This window comes from Sedimentibacter sp. B4 (assembly GCF_000309315.1).
Lineage (GTDB): Bacteria > Bacillota > Clostridia > Tissierellales > Sedimentibacteraceae > Sedimentibacter > Sedimentibacter saalensis.
In genome coordinates, this window is sequence record NZ_CANG01000812.1 from 1 (window position 1) to 294 (window position 294).

A 294-nucleotide genomic window follows, 5' to 3' on the forward strand; every position below is an offset into this window, starting at 1 on the left:
GCTCCCGGAACTCGGCGGCGACGCCCTGCGCACGCACCCATGCTTCCTCGGGGAGCTCGAACGGACGCCGGTACCAGCCCTCGGCGTCGGCGTCAGGGGGCCACCGCAGCCGGTCGCTGATGGCGCCCAGGACGGACGCCGGGCTGCCCGGACTCGGCGTCCCCCTGGTCGACAGGCCGGTGTACTCGCCGGTGTAGACGCCGTTCACCTCGTGCAGCAGGCGGTGGCCCCACAGCGGCACGTCGAGGGCCTCGGCCAGCGGCGCGGCGGTCTCGACGGCCCGGTGCATCAGCG

At 75.5% G+C, this 294-nt stretch carries 1 pseudogene; it reads right to left on the minus strand.

Annotated features, from left to right (window positions below):
- Positions 1-294 (minus strand): annotated as a pseudogene (locus tag BN358_RS27000) (histidine phosphatase family protein); the annotation flags it as partial.